Consider the following 15,446-nt stretch of genomic DNA (forward strand, 5'->3'; position numbering starts at 1 on the left):
AGCTCCTGGCGCATCTTGCGGAGCTGTCCGCCGATCGCGATGCGCAGCGCTGTAGGGCCGAGCTGGGCAATGCGCGGCTCGACCAGTGGTTCTAGACGGCGGACCGGTTCTGGGTTCATGAGGCCCTACTCCGATTCTCGAAGATCACCCTCGGGTTGGCCGTGTGCGCGCGTTTGCAAACACACGGCGTCCGATCCCCAATGGTATCCCTCGAAGCTGCCGGACCGAAACAATCCCGCGTTCTGATCGGTCGATCAAACCGGCGTGGCGGAAAATCTAGATCATTTGTCCCGAAACGGATCCCGGCGCCGCGGCCCGGATCAGTCCCGCGGCCCGCCCGCAACATAGATGACCTGGCCCGATACGAATCCCGCGCCCTCACTGACGAGGAACGACGCGGTATGGGCGATATCCTCCGGACGGCCGACCCGCTGCACCGGAATCTGCGTGGCCGCGGCCCGCTGAAATTCCTCGAACGGCACCCCGACCCGCTCGGCGGTCGCGGCGGTCATATCGGTGACGATGAAGCCCGGGGCGATGGCATTGGCGGTTACGCCGAATTTGCCCAGTTCCAATGCGAGGGTTTTGGTGAAGCCCTGCATACCGGCCTTGGCGGCGGAGTAGTTGACCTGGCCGCGGTTGCCCAGCGCCGAGGTGCTGGACATGTTCACGATGCGGCCCCATCTGGCCTCGACCATGTACTTCTGGGTGGCCCGGGCGAGCAGGAACGCGCCGCGCAGATGCACGTTCATGACCGCGTCCCAGTCGTCGACGCTCATCTTGAACAGCAGGTTGTCACGCAGGATTCCGGCGTTGTTGACCACCACCGTCGGCCCGCCCAGCGTCCGCTCGAGCTGTTCGACCGCCGCGGCGACCGAATCCTCCTTCGAGACATCGGCCCCCAGCGCGACCGCCGTCCCGCCCGCCCGGGTGATGGCGTCCACGGTGTCGGCGCAGTGGGCCGCGTCGAGATCGAGCACCCCGACCTTCAGCCCGTCGGCGGCAAGGCGTTCGGCGATCGCCGCGCCGATTCCCCGCGCGGCCCCCGATACCACGGCAACTCGATCGGCCATGATCACGTCCTTCCTGTGCTGGCCGCGTGGCGGCCGACGGTGGCTGCCCTCGAGCGAAGGGCGCAACCGAGCCTAATGCCGCTATTCCACCCAGAGCGTCCAGGTATTGCGCTCACAGACCAGGGCGCGACCGTCGGCGGTGCGGCCCGTCTTGTCGGTGGCCGGATTGCATTTGGTGCCACCGTTGTACACGGCCGTGGCGACGGTGTAGGGGCCGTTCCAGCGGTATCCGTTGGCGCCGCGCAGACACAGCAGGGTGCCACCGTCGGCGGCGGTGCCGATGAGTCCGGCCTGCGGTTCGGTGCACACCTCGCCCTTGGCGACCGTGGTGGGCTGGACCGCTGCCGTGCTGGGCGGGACGGGGACGGCGTAGCTCGGTGCGGCCGCGGACGCGGGCGGCGGGCTGGTGACCGTCACGATCGTGGTGCCCACCGTCGCCGGATCGCTGCGCAGCGCGGGCCGGGGCAGGGTCACCCCGGACAGCACCAGCACGCCCGCGAGCGCGACCACCTCGGCGATCCCGATCATCAACGCGAACAGCGCCATCGCGCGCCCGCGCGGATGCGTGAACGAGATGAAGCCGAAGACGATCGCCACCGGGAACAGGCCGAGCAGGGCGGCCACCAGCGCGACGATCGCGTAGGGGTTTACGATCGGCGGCACCTCGACGCGCAGCCGCCCGGTGCGGCGCCGACTCGATGTCTCCCAGCGCTCGTCGTCGGCTTCGACGGCCTGGCGGGTGCGCGGAACATCCCAGCGGTCGTCCTCGGATTCGGCCATGCGGCGACGATTTCGCGCCGCCTCCCAGCGGTCCTCGTCAGGTTCGGCCACCGGCCACCGTTCGTCGTCGGGAACCTCCGGCCAGCGTTCGACCTCCGGCTGCTGTCTCCTGGCCATACGGTTCCTCTCGCCTCACTCTCGCGGGAGGAACCTCGCTTGTACGGACCCGCCCCGATATCGAAGAAGAATAGGGGGCACAGCCGCGCCCGCAACCCCTTCCGACCGGGCACACGTCAATCGATCTTGTTTTGCCGGGGAACCGAATCAACGCCAATCCACAGGGCTTTCGCCGATGAGCGCGATCCGCAGGCGCAGCAACCACCCCGCACCCCACAGCAGGAAGCGATCGTATCGATCCAGGGAATCGTGCCTGCGCCGGGTGCGAACCGTCGGCACGACGGCATGGCGCGCGGCGCCCGGCTGCGCCACCCGGAGCGGACGAACCACGCGACTCGGCACCCGCGCGTGGCGGCCCGCCGCGGGCCGGTGCAGGGCCGCGTGCCGCGCCGAGCGCCGGCGAGGACCGAACAGCTGCACCACTTTCCGACCGTCCCCGGCCTCCACGAGCGAGGTCATGGCAGCGCCCGTTCGTCCAGCACACACCGGCCCTGCTCGACCAGGACCGCGCGTGCCCGCCGCCGCACCTTGCAGGTGTCGACCGCGCATTCGAGGTGCAACTGCATTGCGGCATGGGCCTGTTCGGCCGTCATGACACCCGGATCGACGCCGCAGCGCAGCAGTGCGGCCACGGGGAGGTGCAGGTTGGTCAGCTGCATGCCGCCACCCCCGGCGCCGATGCGAACTGTGGTGACGCGTAGTGCAGTACAGCCATGACTCCTCGTTCCAGCCAACGGATCCCGAACGTGCCCGGGAGGGTTCAGGAGTGCGTAGGGACCGAGCGTCTTACTGCTCCGGGCACACTCCTAGCATCCCTCAGCCGACCCGGCGGCGGGTGGATTTTCGTCAGATCGGAGATGAATTCCGGCAAATTTTCAGCAGCGGTGCGGGAGACGGTCTGCGCACACAAGATCGAGTTCGGGACCGCGCATCACAAAACGATGGACCTTTAGCAACGAATGAATGTTTGCCGCAGGTAAGTACGGGGTACACACTCAGTCATGGACCGCGGGTTGAGAAACAGCACCTCTCCCCGGTACCGCAAGTTGCTGCCCGGTGATTGGGTCGAACGACTGATCGTGGGAATGCTGTTCGCGGTATCCGCGGCAGGTGTGTACGTACTGACCGGAGCCGTGCTGTCGGCACTGTTGTTCGGACTGCTGGTCGCGGTCGTCGCGATCGGCGTGGTGTCGATGCTCTGACTTGTCCGGACGGCCGGGCCGGAGTCGGGCCGACCCGTCGGCCGGACATCGGTTCCCTTCGGTGGCGGCCACGCGGCCGCCACCGGGGGCTACCGCCGGAACAGCTTGTTGCCCAGCCAGACGATCGGATCGTATTTCCGATCGACCACCCGCTCCTTCAGCGGGATCAGGGCATTATCGGTGATCTTGATGTGCTCCGGACAGACCTCAGTGCAGCATTTGGTGATGTTGCAGAAGCCCAGGCCGAAGTCCTCCTGCGCCATTTCGCGGCGATCGGCGACATCCAGCGGGTGCATCTCCAACTCGGCGACGCGCATCAGATAGCGCGGCCCGGCGAAGGCGTGCTTGTTGTCCTCGTGGTCGCGCACGACGTGACAGGTGTTTTGGCACAGGAAGCATTCGATGCACTTGCGGAACTCCTGCGAGCGCTCCACGTCCTGCTGTTTCATCCGGTACTCGCCCGGCTTCAGATCCACCGGCGGCGCGAAAGACGGTATCTCCCGGGCCTTTTCGTAGTTGAACGAGACGTCGGTCACCAGATCGCGTACCACCGGGAAGGTGCGCATCGGAGTCACCGTGACGACCTCGTCCTCGGTGAAGGTGGACATCCGGGTCATGCACAGCAGTCGCGGCCGCCCGTTGACCTCCGCGGAACACGATCCGCACTTACCGGCCTTGCAGTTCCACCGCACCGCCAGATCCGGCGCCTGGGTGGCCTGCAGCCGATGGATGATGTCGAGGACGACCTCGCCCTCGTTCACCTCGACGGTGAAGTCCTGCAGATCGCCGCCGTCGGCATCGCCGCGCCAGACTCGGAACCGGGCGTCGTAACTCATTGCTACGCATCCCCTTTCGGTGCGGTCGCCGGATGCGCGGCGAGCTCTGCCGAGGTGTAGTACTTCTCCAGCTCGCCCAGTTCGAACAGGGCGAGCAGATCGTCGCGCATGGGCGTCTGATCCTCCGGCGTGACGGTGACCGCGGGCACGGTCTGCCCGATGCCGTCCGGATCGACCCGGCACACCAGCAGCCTGTTGCGCCAGTTCGGATCCATCTGCGGATGGTCGTCGCGGGTATGCCCGCCGCGGCTCTCGGTGCGCAGCAGCGCCGCCTGCGCGACGCACTCGCTGACGAGCAGCATATTGCGCAGATCCAGGGCCAGATGCCAGCCCGGGTTGAATTGGCGATGGCCCTCGACGGTCACATTGTCGAAGCGCTCGCGCAGCTCCGCGAGCCGTTCGATGGCCTGCTTCAGCTCGTGTTCCTTGCGGATGATGCCGACCAGATCGTTCATCGTCTGCTGCAGATCGGTGTGCAGGGTGTAGGGGTTCTCGCCGGGCCCCTCGGTCGGTGCGTCGAACGGGGCCAGGGCCGTTTTCGCGGCATCGGCGATATCGGCGTCGGTCACGGCCGGGCGCCGGTCACCCAGCTGCTCGACATAGGTGGACGCGCCCAGTCCCGCGCGGCGGCCGAATACCAGCAGATCCGACAGCGAGTTGCCGCCCAGCCGGTTGGAGCCGTGCATGCCGCCGGAACACTCACCCGCGGCGAACAGTCCCGGCACGGTCGCCGCGCCGGTGTCGGGATCGACCTCGATGCCACCCATCACGTAGTGGCAGGTCGGCCCAACCTCCATCGGCTCCTTCGTGATGTCCACGTCGGCAAGCTCTTTGAACTGATGGTGCATCGACGGCAGCCGCCGCATGATCTCGGCCGCGGGCAGGCGGGAGGCGATGTCGAGATATACGCCGCCGTGCGGGGTGCCGCGACCCGCCTTCACCTCCTCGTTGATGGCACGGGCCACCTCGTCGCGGGGCAGCAGGTCGGGGGTGCGGCGCGCGGAATCGTTGTCGCGCAGCCACTGATCGGCCTCCTCCTCGGTCTCGGCGTACTGACCCTTGAAGACCGAGGGGATGTAGTCGAACATGAAGCGCTTGCCCTCGGTGTTCTTCAGCACCCCGCCGTCGCCGCGCACGCCCTCGGTGACGAGGATGCCCTTCACGCTCGGCGGCCAGACCATGCCGGTCGGATGGAACTGCAGGAACTCCATATTGATCAGCGTCGCCCCGGCCCGCAGCGCCAGCGCGTGGCCGTCGCCGGTGTACTCCCAGGAGTTGGAGGTCACCTTGTAGGACTTGCCGATTCCACCCGTCGCCAGCACCACCGCGGGCGTCTCGAACAGGATGAACCGGCCGGATTCGCGCCAGTAGCCGAACGCGCCCGCGACGCGGCCGTCCTCGGTGAGCAGATCGGTGATGGTGCATTCGGCGAACACCTTGATGCGCGCCTCGTAGTCGCCGGTGGCCGCGTAGTCCTCCTGCTGCAGCGAGACGATCTTCTGCTGCATGGTCCGGATGATCTCGAGTCCGGTCCGGTCGCCGACGTGGGCGAGGCGGGGGTAGGTGTGACCGCCGAAGTTGCGCTGGCTGATCCGGCCGTCTGGGGTCCGATCGAACAGGGCCCCATAGGTTTCCAGCTCCCACACCCGCTCGGGCGCCTCCTGCGCGTGCAGTTCGGCCATCCGCCAGTTGTTGAGGAATTTGCCGCCGCGCATGGTGTCCTTGAAATGGGTCTGCCAGCTGTCCTTCTCATTGGCATTGCCCATGGACGCCGCGCAGCCGCCCTCGGCCATCACGGTGTGCGCCTTGCCGAACAGCGACTTGCACACCACCGCGACCGAGTGGCCGTGCTCGCGCGCCTCGATCACTGCGCGCAGTCCGGCGCCACCGGCACCGATCACGACGACGTCGTACTTGTGCCGCTCGACTTCAGGCATGGAAACCGATCACTCCTGAACTTTGAGTTGAATACTTGTCACCGCCAGGCGTTAGTCCACGAAGCGGAGGTCCGAGATGGTGCCGCTCGCCACCAGCATCACGTAGAAGTCGGTGAGCATCAGCGTGCCGAGCGTGGTCCAGGCCAGCAGCATGTGCCGGGTGTTGAGCTTGGACACCTGCGTCCAGAACCAGTAGCGCACCGGATGCGCCGAGAAGTGCTTCAGGCGTCCGCCCGCGATGTGGCGGCAGGAATGGCACGAGAGCGTATATGCCCACAGCAGCAGGACATTCACCCACAGCACGATGTTGCCCAGGCCGAAGCCGAAGCCGCCCGATTTGCCGTGGAAGGCGACGATCGCATCGTAGGTGTTGATCACCGAGACGACCACGGCCACATAGAAGAAGTAGCGATGGGCGTTCTGGATGATCAGCGGAAGCCGGGTCTCGCCGGTGTACTTCCCGTGCGGCTCGGCCACCGCGCACGCGGGCGGGGAGAACCAGACCGCGCGATAGTAGGCCTTGCGGTAGTAGTAGCAGGTCAATCGGAACAGCAGCAGGAAGGGCAGCACCAGGAAGCCGAGCGGAATCCACATCGGCAGCTCGCCCACCCAGTGGCCGAAGTGACTGGAGCCCTCGACGCAGGAGGTGCTCACGCACGGTGAGTAGAACGGCGTCAGATAGTGGTAGTCGGCAACCCAATACGCCGACCTCGTGAAGGCTCGCACGGTCGCGTAGATGATGAACGCGGACAGGCCGAGCACCGTGAACAGCGGCGGCACCCACCAGCGATCGGTGCGCAACGTCCGTGCGGCGATGGCCGCTCGACCTTTGCTGAAAACTCCCGTGCCCGATTCGGGGGCGCGTGTGGGTGCGGTCACTGCTGGATGCCTCGCTGATCTTCCCCGTGGAACGTCATCGTTACCTCCGGCATCGGATGTGATGCTGAGCACCATACGACACCCGAGCTATGACCCGCGTCGGGTCCTGGGAATATCGACCCGGCTTGATTCCTATGATTTGCGCCACATTTTCTGATCTTCGTGCGCGGCGTGCGGGACAGTGAATCGTAAGCAAATCTCACGAACTATCGTGATGCCCAGCGTGATTCGGGCACTGGCGGCAATTCGGACGGTGTCGCACCTTCGCCCGGCGCCATTGCCGTCACACATCAGCAACAACTCTGTGATGCGCTGTCCTGCGAGCGGGACCCGGACCCTGCGGGGGAAGGAGCAGTGATGAACAGAGCGGCGATCGTCGCGCCGGTGCGTACGCCCGGCGGCCTCGCGGGCGGCGGGTTGTCGGCCATGACGGCACAGCGGCTCGCCGCCACGGCCATCGCCGCCGCCGTCGAACGGTCCGGACTCGACGGCGCGCGGGTCGACGATGTGGTGCTCTCCGGTGCGACGACCGGTGATCCACGCCTGGCCCGACCGGCGGCGCGGACGGCCGGACTGCCCGGGGGCACCCCCGGCTTCGATCTCGAACGGCGCTGTGGCAACGGGCTTTACGCGCTGATCACCGCCGCGATGATGGTGCGCACCGGGGCCGCGGAGGTGGTTGTCGCGGCCGGGGTCGATCGCGGGTCGAGTGCGGAGGACGCGGCCATACCGGCCGATCTTGCGGGCGTGGAGCAACTGGCCCAGCGCTATGGCATCACCCGCGCCGACGCCGAGGAATTCGCGCTGCGCAGTCACCGCAAGGCCGCCCGCGCCTGGCGGCAGGGCAGCTTCGGCGCCGAGGTGGCCCCGGTGAAGGTGATCACCCCGGCGAGCTACGAAAACTATTCCCCCGCACCGCATCTCATGGAACACGACGAGGCCGTGCGCGAGGATATGACCACCCGCGCCCTGACCGCCCTGCGGCCGCTGTGGCCCGACGGCGTGCTCACGCCGGGCGTGCTGAGCGTGCCCGGCTCCGGCGCGGCCGCCTGCCTGGTGGTCGCCGAGCACCGCCTCGCCGACCTCGGCCTGGAACCGATTGCCTACCTGACGAATTGGGCCGCCGCCGCCTGCCCCACCCCCGAGCGGCTGCCCATCGCCGCGCCCGCGGTGGAAAAGGTGCTGTCCCGCAGCGGATTCGACCGCACCGACCTGGACCTGCTGGAGATCGACGAGAAGACCGCCGTGGACGTCCTGGCCCTGCTCCGCCACCTCGACCAGCCCGTCGACCTTATCAACGTGAACGGCGGCTCCATCGCCCTCGGCGATCCGACCGCCGCCACGGGCCTGCGCATCACGACCACCCTCCTGCACGAACTCGCCCGCCGCGGCGGCGGTTCCGGCCTGGCGGTCACCCCCCTGGGCCCCGACGCCGCCCTCGCCGCCCTCTTCGAATCCCCCCAAGCCCCCACCCTGCACCCCACCCCCCGAGGCGCCCGCTTCCACGGCGTCCGCCCCCGCCGCCCCGGCCGCCACCGCACCTGACCCCTGACCCCACCGGTCGGCAGAGCCAAACACCTTCGCACCCTTTCCCACCCTTCGCACCCGTTGTGGGCGGCCATAGGGGGTGCGAAGGGCGGGAAAGGGTGCGAAGTTTGGGCTTTGCCGAGCGGGGGACTATTTCGTGCGGGGGCGGGAGTGGAAGCCGAGGCCCTCGTCCTGGGCGCCCATCCAGGCGGCCTCGTCGGACTTGGCGTCCGGGACGTAGATGACCTCCTGCTGGCGGCGCTCGGCGACCTCGGGTGGGGGCGACTGCTCGAATTCCTCGGCATCGATGGCGAGCCGTTCGAGGTCGTTCTCCAGCCGTCGCACGGTGTTGGCGTCCCCGTAGTGCGAGCGCAGTGCGCCGATGCACTGCCGGAGCTGGCCGACCGCGAAGCGCAGTTCGGCAATCTCGCTGCGAGTCATCGAAACCTCCTCGAGCCGTGTGATCGACCACACATCGTGATCTACAACACAGTACGCGAAGATCGGCGATTCGGCCGCAGGAAAACCATCTGAATGGAAATCATCCGGCCGCCGCCAGCGCGGGGTCCTGCCCGCCCATAGCGGTCGTGGCGCGCTCCACCAGCGCCGCGATGGCGAGCGCGACCTCCTCGGTCCGCTCCAGAATCACGCTGTGACCGGCCCCGTCGAGTCGCACCAGCTCGGCCCCGGACAGCTGCGAGGCCAGCACGACCGAATGCGCGAACGGGATCATGATGTCCGCGGACCCGGCCAGCACCAGGGCGGGCAGATCGGCCAGCAGGCGCAGTGTCGCGGTCTCGTCGAAGCGGATGAGCGAGTCCAAGAAGCAGGCCATGGTCAGCAGCGGGGTGTCGTTGAGCATGGCCGTGGCCACCGCGGCCACCCGCGGGCTCACCCGGCGGGTGCCGAAACTCGCCTCGCGCATGATCGGTTCGAAGATGCGCCTGCTCAGCCGCTTGGAGGCATGCATCACCCGCGGCGCGCGCCGCACCGCCAGCCGCAGCGAGCCGACCGTGTGCCGGTTCAGGAACCGCGCCAGCCCGACCGTGGTGATCCCACCGGCCGCCCCGGCCAGCAATCCGACGCCGATGATCCGAGCCCCGATCGCCTCGGGAAACAGCCGGGCGAAGGCCAGTACCACCATCGCGCCCATCGAATGCCCCACCAGCACAACGGGTCCCGTGGGTACGACGGTACGCAGTACCGCGTCGAGATCGCGGCCGAGCTGGTCGATGGTGTAGGTGGCCGGATCGGCCGCGCCGGATTCGCCGTGGCCGCGATGGTCGTAGAACACCATCCGGACGTCCTCGCCCCATTGGCGCAGCAGTTCGTCCCGCAGGAACGTCCAGGACTCGGTGCGCAGGCAGTGCCCGTGCACGAAGACCACCGTCAGTTCGGCGGTGGGCGCACCGAATTCGCGCACGGCGAGCGGCGTGCCGTCGTCGACGGTGACGGTGACACGGCGGCCGTCGTACTCGGCCGCGCGAAGGGCGATCATGGACATGACGTGCTCCTGGAGAGTCGCGCTTGCCCGGTTGTCGATAGAGATTTCCGGCGCGTTATCCCCGCTAACCTGGCGTTACGCACACGTTGTGCAACCGGTGCCAGCGATAGACCGCCTGGTCGGTGAGGTTTTGTCGACAGGTGTCTGCGCCTATCTAGCCCGTTTGCTAGATGTCCGTAGAAGCTGCTCGAAAGCGGCTCGATCGTCAAATCTATCCATATCTAGCCTTTTATCTAGATTGTCAAATAGAATCCAGAAAAATATAGGACCGAAGCTGTCCTACATCCGCCCTACTGTTCTCCTCATGAGCACAGAGATCCGCCCCTTCCGCATCGAGATCCCGCAGTCCGAACTCGACGACCTGCGCCGCCGGCTGAACGAAACCCGTTGGGGCGCACAGCTGCCGGGTGCGGACCGCAGCCGCGGCATCCCGCTGGCCGAGGTGCGCGAGTGGGCCGACCACTGGGCCACCGGCTTCGACTGGGCCGCACGGCAGGCCCGCCTCAATGAATTCCCGCAGTACCTGACCGAGATCGACGGCCTGGACGTGCACTTCCTGCATGTACGCTGCGCCGATCCCGACGCCCTGGCGATCGTGCTCAACCACGGCTGGCCCAACTCGTTCGTCGAATTCACCGAGCTGATCGGCCGGTTGACGGCGAAATTCCACGTCGTGGTCCCCTCGGTGCCGGGCTTCGCCTTCTCCGCCGCGCCGACCGTGACCGGATTCTCCGTCGACCGCGTGGCGTCGATGTGGATCGAGCTGATGGCCCGGCTCGGCTACGAGCGCTACGGCGTGCAGGGCGGTGACCTCGGCTCCTACGTCGCCACGGCCATGGCCGAGGCCGCGCCGGAACGGGTGGCGGGCCTGTACATCACGGCGGGGCTGGGCTTTCCGACACCCGCGGACGTGCCCGAGCTGACCGCCGCGGAGCGCACCGAATACGAGGCCCTGATGTCGGCGGACTGGATGCACGGTGTGGACCATCACGCGCTGTTGCGCAGTGCCCCGCAGACCTTCGGCTACGGCTGGAACGACTCCCCGGCCGCCGCGCTGGCCTGGATGCTGCAGAAGTTCCACGATTTCGGCGGGCTCGACGGCATCGACCGCGACGCGCTGCTGACGAATCTGAGCATCTACTGGTTCACCCGCACCTTCGCCACCTCCTCGTGGCAGTACTACGAGACCAGCGCGATCGCCTGGCCGACCGGATCGGCCGCGGTGCCGACCGGCGTCTACAGCGGCGCCCCGGGCGTCCGCCGCCTGGCCGAACGCACCGCGAAGATCGTGCACTGGCCCACCGGCAACCCGTCGGGTCATCACTTCATCGCGATGGATCAGGCCGACGCCTACGCGGCCGACCTGCGGACGTTCTTCACCACGCTGCCCTGAACCGCCACCGGCCCGCGACGCGAAACGCGCTACGGGCCGGTGTGTTCCGGGTTCGGCGTCCGGAGCCTCTAGGTTCCCGCGGTCGTTCGCGTCGAGGGCAGGAACGGGGTCAGCAGATTCGCCTCGGTAGAGGGACCGAATTGCCATTCGGCGATCCACGGCCCGGTGCCCTCGCTCGGATCGAGCACCCCGCTCTCGAGCCAGCGGAAGTTGCCGTTCAGCACGTCGCGGGTGAGCGCGGTGTCGGCGTCGTCGGTGTTGTCCCACAGCGCGTCGAACAGCCGCTCCACCCGCAGCCGGGCCTGCTTGCAGAAGGTGTCGGCCAGCTGTTCGGCCCCCGCGGCCTCCGGGCCGCCCGCCGTCCGCAGCGCCTGCGCCCGCACACAGGCCGCCGACATGGCGAACAGCTCCGCGCCGATGTCGACGATGCGGCCGAGGAAGCCCTGCCGGTACTCGAGCTTCGCCTGCCAGCGCGCCATGGCGTACATCAGCGATCGGGCCTGCTTGCGCGACATCCGCTCCACGAACCGCAGATGCCTTGCCAGCGAGCCGAATTCACCGTACGTCGCGGGCACCGAGCCCGCCCCCACCGCCAGCTGCGGGAACCACTTGGCGTAGAAGCCGCTCGCCCCCACCGCCGCCTTGGCCTTGGCCTTGGCATCGGCGTTGCGATCGACCAGCGCCCCCGCGGCGGCCATATGCGCATCGGCCATCTCGCGGGCGATCAGCAGCCGCATGATCTCGCTGGAGCCCTCGAAGATCCGGTTGATGCGCAGATCCCGCACCAATTGCTCGGCCCCGACGGCACGTTCGCCGCGGGCGGCCAGCGAGGCCGCCGTCTCGTAACCGCGTCCACCGCGGATCTGCACCAGCTCATCGGCGATCGCGCAGCTCATCTCCGAGGCCCACAGCTTGGCCAGCGCGGCCTCGATGCGAATGTCGTTGCGCGCCTCGTCGCACATGGCGCCGGACAGATCCAGCGCGGCCTCCAGGGCGAAGGTCGTGGCCGCGATGAACGACAGCTTCGCGCCGACGGCCGCGTGCTCGCCGACCGGACGGCCCCACTGCACCCGGGTGGAGCTCCACTCGCTCGCGATCTTCAGCGACCATTTGGCGGCCGCGGTGCACATCGCCGGAATCGCTAGCCGACCGGCGTTGAGGGTGGTGAGCGCGATCTTCAGGCCGTCGCCCTCGCGGCCGACCAGATTGCGCTTGGGCACCCGCACCTTGTGCAGGCGGGTCACGCCGTTCTCGATGCCGTGCAGGCCCATGAAGGCGTTGCGGCGTTCGACGGTGATACCCGGCGAATCGGCCTCGACGATGAAGGCCGAAATGCCGCCGCGGTGGCCCTCGCTGCGGGGCACCCGGGCCATCACCACCAGCAGTTCGGCGACGACGCCGTTGGTGGTCCACAGCTTGACGCCGCTGAGTTCGTAGGCCTCGCCGTCGGGCGTCGGGGTCGCGGTCGAGGCCATGCGCGCCGGATCCGAGCCGACATCGGGTTCGGTGAGTAGGAAGGCGCTGATCGCGCCCTTTGCACAGCGTGGCAGGAATTCCCGCTTCTGCTCCTCGGTACCAGCCAGCTTGAGTGGTTCCGGCACGCCGATCGACTGATGCGCCGACAGCAGGACGCCCAGGCTGGCGTGCACCGAGCCGACCAGCATCAACGCCTTGTTGTAGCCGACCTGCGAAAGCCCCTGGCCGCCGTACTCTTCCGGGATCTTCAGTCCGAAGCAGCCGAGTTCGGCCAGGCCCTGGACATATTCGGCCGGAATCTTCGACGTCTCCTCGATCACGCTGCCGTCGATGGTTTCCAGGTACGCGCGCAGCCGCGTCAGATATGCCTCGGTCTTGGCGGCGTCCTCGGCGGAGGGTTGCGGATAGGGATGGATCAGATCGAGCCGGAATCGTCCGAGGAACATCTCCTTCGCGAACGATGGCCTGGCCCAGGTGGTTTCGCGTGATTCTTCGACCAGTGCGCGGGCCTGCTCTTCGGTGGCGTCGACTTTCGCGGTAGTCGCCATGATGTCCTCCATCGGACGTGATCGGAATCACATTCGAGTGTAGGAGGGTTTGTTACTCGCGGGTAGGGGTTGGAGGTCAGGGAAATCCAACGATTTCCAATGATCTTGTCAGTCAGGCGAATCCGCCGCTAACTGACGCTGCGCAGGTAGCGCCCGAAGTGCGGCACCGTGAAGCCGATGGTTCCGCGCTCGGCGGAGTAGATCAGGCCCTTCTTGATCAGGCCGTCCCGGGCGGGGGACAGGGAGGCGGGTTTGCGGCCCAGTTCCTTGGCCACCGCCGCGGTCGCCACCGGCCCGTCGTCACCGGCCAGATCGGCCATGGCCCGCATATATTCGCGCTCGGCCGGTGTCGCGCGTTCGTAGCGCGAACCGAAGAAGCCGACCGCCAGCTCCTCCTCCGCGGCCGGGGCGGCCAGTTCGACATCCTCCGCGCCGATCGGGCTCTGCGCGGCGACGTCCCAGGTGGCCTTGCCGTAGGCCTGGACGAAATACGGGTAGCCGTCGGCCTTGCGGTACAGCGCGTCCAGAGCGGCCTCGGTGAACTTCACCTGTTCCCGCTCGGCCGGGGCGATCAGCGCCAGATCCGCCGCCGCGCGGTCGAGTCGATCTATCTTGTGATAGCTGAACAGTCGCTCCGAATAGCTCTTCGACGCCGACAGCACCGCGGGCAGATGCGGCAGCCCCGCCCCCACGACGATCAGCGGCGCCCCCTCCTGGCTCAACTCGTGGCAGGCCCCGCAGATCGCCGACACATCGGCCGCGCCCAGATCCTGCATCTCATCGATGAAGATCGCTACGCCCACCCCGATGTCCCGGGCCACCTGCGCCGCCTCCATCAGCAGCTCCACCAGATCGATCTCGATATCCCCGGAATCCGCGCGCCCCGTGACGGCCGGAACGTCGATACCCGGCTGCCATCGCTCCCGCATCGCCTTGTCCGCGGTCGAGCGCAGCGCGAACGCCTTGAGAATCCCCAGGAAGTCGTCCACCCGCTCCGGATTCCGATGCCCCACCGCGATCTGCCGAACCGCCATATGCAGCGCCGAGGCCAACGGCCGCCGCAACTCCTGGTCCGGCCGCGCCTCCAATTTCCCCGTCCCCCAACCACGATTGCGCGCCGCCGATCGAAGCTGATTGAGCAGCACGGTCTTTCCCACCCCGCGCAACCCCGTCAGCACGACACTGCGTTCGGGCCGTCCCCGCGAAACTCGCTCCAGCACAACGTCGAAGGCATCCAACTGCCTGTCCCGCCCGGCCAATTCGGGCGGCCGCTGCCCGGCGCCGGGAGCGTAGGGATTCCGCACGGGGTCCATGCCCGTACACCGTAGCGCCTCCACACCTGAATCTGTCGATATCTACGGAATGTCCTAGACACACCTATCGGTTGGTATCCGCAGCCCCGGATCGGACGGCACTCGATCGAATTCTGCCGCTATATAAGGAATGCACTAGATACCGCTATCGCCCCGCAGACTCCGCCGAAACGGCGGGGCGGGCACCTAGGCTTGGGGTCATGTCCGAGGAGTCCATTCCGACCGTGGCCGAGGTGGTCGAGTCCTGGAACGTGCCGGCCGAGGCACCGGTTGCCGCGCGCATCCGCAACAACATCCTGGTGGCCATCGAGCGCGGGTACGACGATCCGCAGTTGGTGGCGGATCTGGCGGTGGGACCGTTGGTGATGGCGCTGGGGCAGTTGGAGGTCGGGCTGGCGGATGCGCGTCGGCGGATCGAGGAGTTGGAGCGAACGCTGGCGGATCGCGATGGCTCGACCAACTGACGTCAAGCACCGTAACGTTCCCACCTTGCGGTTCGATAACACCGGCGATCGCACCGAGATCGGCTCGTCACCCACCGCCGAAACTCGGAAAACCGCAGGCCGATGCGAGTCCCTGTTAGCCCGGGCTAAACACATGTGGCGCACCGGTGGACATCCGCGCGGCGTGGCCGTAATCTTCTCGTGACTTCACGGAGTCCGTCGCCTCACCAGAGAGGCGGCCCGGAAGTCACCCGCCTAATCGGTGGACGAGTGGGCAGCTCGAACACCGAACCGGGGACCCAGGTGTGTTGGGGTGAATCCCCCTCGGCCGCAAGGCCGTCGGGGTAGGGCCGATCTTCCCGGCCCGAACCCGTCAGCTAACTCGGTCGGCGGAGTGGGCAGGAAGAAACAGGAGACT

General features: G+C 67.5%; 15 protein-coding genes and 1 riboswitch. Of the genes, 4 read left to right on the forward strand and 11 right to left on the reverse strand.

Going from position 1 to position 15,446, the window contains the following annotated elements; genetic code table 11:
• Positions 1-320 precede the first annotated feature (320 nt).
• The 4 genes from fabG to NDR87_RS28475 form a co-directional block, all read right to left on the reverse strand.
• Positions 321-1,073 (reverse strand): 3-oxoacyl-ACP reductase FabG, encoded by a 753-nt coding sequence (fabG, locus tag NDR87_RS28460; protein ID WP_251916863.1) that lies wholly within the window; start codon positions 1,071-1,073, stop codon positions 321-323.
• Between the two features lie 81 nt (positions 1,074-1,154).
• Positions 1,155-1,970 (reverse strand): DUF4190 domain-containing protein, encoded by an 816-nt coding sequence (locus NDR87_RS28465; RefSeq protein WP_251916862.1) that lies wholly within the window; start codon positions 1,968-1,970, stop codon positions 1,155-1,157.
• A gap of 147 nt (positions 1,971-2,117) precedes the next feature.
• Positions 2,118-2,429, reverse strand: a complete 312-nt coding sequence (locus NDR87_RS28470) for a hypothetical protein (protein ID WP_251916861.1) — start codon at positions 2,427-2,429, stop codon at positions 2,118-2,120.
• Complete coding sequence (locus NDR87_RS28475) at positions 2,426-2,629, reverse strand: hypothetical protein (protein WP_251916860.1); 204 nt, start codon at positions 2,627-2,629, stop codon at positions 2,426-2,428. Before NDR87_RS28475 ends, NDR87_RS28470 begins: the two co-directional genes overlap by 4 nt.
• Before the next feature lie 342 nt (positions 2,630-2,971).
• On the opposite strand from NDR87_RS28475, the gene NDR87_RS28480 reads away from it, so the two are divergent.
• A complete protein-coding gene (locus NDR87_RS28480) occupies positions 2,972-3,172 on the forward strand; it encodes a hypothetical protein (protein WP_251916859.1) in 201 nt (66 codons plus the stop codon).
• A gap of 89 nt (positions 3,173-3,261) precedes the next feature.
• Here NDR87_RS28480 and NDR87_RS28485 read toward each other — a convergent pair whose 3' ends face one another.
• The 3 genes from NDR87_RS28485 to NDR87_RS28495 are packed head-to-tail and all read right to left on the reverse strand — an operon-like array spanning position 3,262 to position 6,824.
• Complete coding sequence (locus NDR87_RS28485) at positions 3,262-4,008, reverse strand: succinate dehydrogenase/fumarate reductase iron-sulfur subunit (RefSeq protein ID WP_251916858.1); 747 nt, start codon at positions 4,006-4,008, stop codon at positions 3,262-3,264.
• Between the two features lie 2 nt (positions 4,009-4,010).
• Positions 4,011-5,945, reverse strand: a complete 1,935-nt coding sequence (locus NDR87_RS28490; RefSeq protein WP_251916856.1) for a fumarate reductase/succinate dehydrogenase flavoprotein subunit — start codon at positions 5,943-5,945, stop codon at positions 4,011-4,013.
• A 51-nt stretch (positions 5,946-5,996) separates the two neighbouring features.
• Positions 5,997-6,824 carry a hypothetical protein gene (locus tag NDR87_RS28495; protein WP_251916854.1) on the reverse strand — a complete coding sequence of 276 codons (828 nt, stop codon included), beginning with the start codon at positions 6,822-6,824 and terminating at the stop codon, positions 5,997-5,999.
• Between the two features lie 357 nt (positions 6,825-7,181).
• Between NDR87_RS28495 and NDR87_RS28500 the strand changes: the two genes are divergently transcribed.
• Positions 7,182-8,369 (forward strand): acetyl-CoA acetyltransferase, encoded by a 1,188-nt coding sequence (locus NDR87_RS28500; protein WP_251916852.1) that lies wholly within the window; start codon positions 7,182-7,184, stop codon positions 8,367-8,369.
• 132 nt (positions 8,370-8,501) lie between these two features.
• Here NDR87_RS28500 and NDR87_RS28505 read toward each other — a convergent pair whose 3' ends face one another.
• Together NDR87_RS28505 and NDR87_RS28510 are read right to left on the reverse strand one after the other, a co-directional pair.
• The gene (locus tag NDR87_RS28505) at positions 8,502-8,792 is read right to left on the reverse strand and encodes a hypothetical protein (protein WP_251916850.1); all 291 of its coding nucleotides are present in this window, start codon (positions 8,790-8,792) and stop codon (positions 8,502-8,504) included.
• A 100-nt stretch (positions 8,793-8,892) separates the two neighbouring features.
• Positions 8,893-9,855 (reverse strand): alpha/beta fold hydrolase, encoded by a 963-nt coding sequence (locus tag NDR87_RS28510; protein ID WP_251916847.1) that lies wholly within the window; start codon positions 9,853-9,855, stop codon positions 8,893-8,895.
• Between the two features lie 304 nt (positions 9,856-10,159).
• On the opposite strand from NDR87_RS28510, the gene NDR87_RS28515 reads away from it, so the two are divergent.
• Positions 10,160-11,248 (forward strand): epoxide hydrolase family protein, encoded by a 1,089-nt coding sequence (locus tag NDR87_RS28515; protein WP_251916845.1) that lies wholly within the window; start codon positions 10,160-10,162, stop codon positions 11,246-11,248.
• 68 nt (positions 11,249-11,316) lie between these two features.
• Here the strand turns inward: NDR87_RS28515 and NDR87_RS28520 are convergent, their stop codons facing one another.
• Together NDR87_RS28520 and NDR87_RS28525 are read right to left on the reverse strand one after the other, a co-directional pair.
• Entirely contained in the window at positions 11,317-13,272 is a 1,956-nt protein-coding gene (locus tag NDR87_RS28520; protein WP_251916843.1) for an acyl-CoA dehydrogenase family protein, read from the reverse strand.
• 128 nt (positions 13,273-13,400) lie between these two features.
• Entirely contained in the window at positions 13,401-14,585 is a 1,185-nt protein-coding gene (locus NDR87_RS28525) for an ATP-binding protein (protein ID WP_251916839.1), read from the reverse strand.
• 200 nt (positions 14,586-14,785) lie between these two features.
• Here NDR87_RS28525 and NDR87_RS28530 point away from each other — a divergent pair, with 200 nt between their 5' ends.
• On the forward strand, positions 14,786-15,049 hold the full coding sequence (locus NDR87_RS28530) for a hypothetical protein (RefSeq protein ID WP_251916837.1): 264 nt from the start codon (positions 14,786-14,788) through the stop codon (positions 15,047-15,049).
• Positions 15,050-15,270: 221 nt separating this feature from the next.
• A riboswitch (cyclic di-AMP (ydaO/yuaA leader) is annotated at positions 15,271-15,435 on the forward strand.
• Positions 15,436-15,446 lie beyond the last annotated feature (11 nt).

Origin of the sequence: Nocardia sp. CDC159 (assembly GCF_023740735.1) — a bacterium.
GTDB classification, from domain to species: domain Bacteria; phylum Actinomycetota; class Actinomycetes; order Mycobacteriales; family Mycobacteriaceae; genus Nocardia; species Nocardia pulmonis.

What these genes read in the sequence shown, in the direction of transcription:
- NDR87_RS28530 (WP_251916837.1), top strand. Translation starts at nt 14,786, where the DNA reads ATGTCCGAGGAGTCCATTCCGACCGTGGCCGAGGTGGTCGAGTCCTGG.
- NDR87_RS28515 (WP_251916845.1), top strand. Translation starts at nt 10,160, where the DNA reads ATGAGCACAGAGATCCGCCCCTTCCGCATCGAGATCCCGCAGTCCGAA.
- NDR87_RS28510 (WP_251916847.1), bottom strand. Translation starts at nt 9,855, where the DNA reads ATGTCCATGATCGCCCTTCGCGCGGCCGAGTACGACGGCCGCCGTGTC.
- NDR87_RS28470 (WP_251916861.1), bottom strand. Translation starts at nt 2,429, where the DNA reads ATGACCTCGCTCGTGGAGGCCGGGGACGGTCGGAAAGTGGTGCAGCTG.
- NDR87_RS28490 (WP_251916856.1), bottom strand. Translation starts at nt 5,945, where the DNA reads ATGCCTGAAGTCGAGCGGCACAAGTACGACGTCGTCGTGATCGGTGCC.
- NDR87_RS28475 (WP_251916860.1), bottom strand. Translation starts at nt 2,629, where the DNA reads ATGCAGCTGACCAACCTGCACCTCCCCGTGGCCGCACTGCTGCGCTGC.
- NDR87_RS28520 (WP_251916843.1), bottom strand. Translation starts at nt 13,272, where the DNA reads ATGGCGACTACCGCGAAAGTCGACGCCACCGAAGAGCAGGCCCGCGCA.
- NDR87_RS28485 (WP_251916858.1), bottom strand. Translation starts at nt 4,008, where the DNA reads ATGAGTTACGACGCCCGGTTCCGAGTCTGGCGCGGCGATGCCGACGGC.
- NDR87_RS28525 (WP_251916839.1), bottom strand. Translation starts at nt 14,585, where the DNA reads ATGGACCCCGTGCGGAATCCCTACGCTCCCGGCGCCGGGCAGCGGCCG.
- NDR87_RS28465 (WP_251916862.1), bottom strand. Translation starts at nt 1,970, where the DNA reads ATGGCCAGGAGACAGCAGCCGGAGGTCGAACGCTGGCCGGAGGTTCCC.
- NDR87_RS28505 (WP_251916850.1), bottom strand. Translation starts at nt 8,792, where the DNA reads ATGACTCGCAGCGAGATTGCCGAACTGCGCTTCGCGGTCGGCCAGCTC.
- NDR87_RS28500 (WP_251916852.1), top strand. Translation starts at nt 7,182, where the DNA reads ATGAACAGAGCGGCGATCGTCGCGCCGGTGCGTACGCCCGGCGGCCTC.
- fabG (WP_251916863.1), bottom strand. Translation starts at nt 1,073, where the DNA reads ATGGCCGATCGAGTTGCCGTGGTATCGGGGGCCGCGCGGGGAATCGGC.
- NDR87_RS28480 (WP_251916859.1), top strand. Translation starts at nt 2,972, where the DNA reads ATGGACCGCGGGTTGAGAAACAGCACCTCTCCCCGGTACCGCAAGTTG.